Genomic DNA, 1,965 nt, shown 5'->3' on the forward strand with positions numbered 1-1,965 from the left:
TTGAAGATGGGTTGGGTTTCTTTAAACTCCAACACCAGATCCAGCTTCTCTTGGACTGTATATTTACTTCTAGACATAAAAAAATCCCTTCATGAATATCAGATGAATTTATATTATTTCATCTGACAACCATAAAGGGATTATCGCAACTGCTTTTTTTGCTGCTTATTTTTCAACCAACTGACCATCAACCAACTCCAAAACTCGGTCACAAATAGCCAAAGTACTATACCGATGAGTAACCACAACAACAGTACCACGATAATAAGTCTTAACAGTCCGAAGAATCAGAGCTTCGTTGATAACATCCAAGTTACTAGTAGGTTCATCTAAAATCAGCAGTGAACTCTCATGTACCAAAGCACGAGCAAGCTCCAACCGTTGGACTTCTCCAGCCGATAAAACTGATTCGGCACTAGAGATCCTAGTATCCAACTTATCCGGCAGTTGTTCGATCGTAGACTTCAGATCCAGCCATTCTAAAACTTGCCAGATTTTCTGATCGTCAATATTGTCATCACGCAGAGTCAAATTCTCACGAATAGTCGTGTTAAAAATTTGTGCGGTCTGAGGAACATAACTAATTTGCTTCCGCAGTTGTTCCAGTGAATAATCGGCGACAAGCTTTCCATTGATCTCCACTTGGCCTGCTTGAGCCCGATACCAACGCATGATCAACTTCATAATAGTACTCTTACCTGCACCACTAGCACCGATCAAACCGATTCGTTCACCGTGAGAAACTTGCATATTTGATTGCTTCAAAATTTGATCATCCAAACGTTCTGGATAAGCAAAATCGACTTTTTTCAAACTAAAATTCTCAATCGTTGAAAGTTGCTTTTTACCAGTATTTTCCACGATTGGTTCTTCATCGACTAACTCAAAAACGTGACGAGCCGCCAATAAGCCACCAGCTAACGACCCTGGCAAATTTCCTAGTGACAGCACGCGACTGAAGGTAAACGGAAAGACCAAGGCCCACATATAAGAAATATCATTTAACTTGACGGTCACCACGAACAAGATCAAAGCTATGACCATCGTCAGTTGCATGCTCAAACTATTGCGGATCTGACCCGTACTCTTCTGGCGGTCAAGTTTCCAATAATTTTGACCAGCATCGTGCAGCTTTTGCAAATAAGGTTCAACTACTTGATACTGCTGCAATTCAGCTTTTCCAACTACAGCATCGGACATCATACGTTGCTCCTTTAGATCAGCATTGTTCAAATCATCAGTCAAATCCGCCAAATGACGTTGGCTATACAACGGAAAAATCATTCCGATCAACAAGTATGAAATCAAGGCGATAACGCCCAAGATAGGTTGCACGATCCAGAAAATAACTACAAAAATCACTGATGTTAAAAAGCCTATCACAATTGGCGACAACGTATGTGCATAAAAAATTTCGATCTGATCGATGTCTTGCGCCAAAAGTTTTAAAACATCACTACTACGAGCACTGTCCAATTTGGCGGGAGCTAGCTTCAAGATTTTTTGATAAACCATGTTTCGCATATTAGACAAAATTTTGAAGGCTGCCAAATGACCTAAATATTGTTCCGAAAAGCGCGTTATCCCGCCAATCAGGGCTAATAAAATAATCCACAGCCAGAGACAAGAAATATTGTTGAACAGTGAATCAAAGCCTTGCCACAACAATCCCATCTGTAAAAATGTGGCAATTGTCCCAGCCAAAATACTAGCTAATAAAATAAAATTCAGATGGCCGGCTGTTTTTAATAAACGCATAAATAATTTCATTGTAATCCAGCCTCCATCAATAGTTTTTGTTGAGCTTGAACTAACTGCTAAAGGTTGAAAGATGAATATAACAAAATAACCCCGGCATACCGGGATTTTATTGTATAAAAATAGACATGAGCTTACTCATATCATTATAATTAAGGCGTCGAAACCAATTACAAAGGAGTATTCATGTCCATGTCTATTTTACAA

Annotated in this window: 1 protein-coding gene; it reads right to left on the minus strand. The window is 39.3% G+C overall.

The features are described 5' to 3' along the window. Positions 1-165 precede the first annotated feature (165 nt). Complete coding sequence (locus EKM69_RS12130; protein WP_125711363.1) at positions 166-1,770, minus strand: amino acid ABC transporter ATP-binding/permease protein; 1,605 nt, start codon at positions 1,768-1,770, stop codon at positions 166-168. Positions 1,771-1,965 lie beyond the last annotated feature (195 nt).

Origin of the sequence: Companilactobacillus zhongbaensis, assembly GCF_003946515.1 — a bacterium.
Taxonomy (GTDB): Bacteria; Bacillota; Bacilli; order Lactobacillales; family Lactobacillaceae; genus Companilactobacillus; species Companilactobacillus zhongbaensis.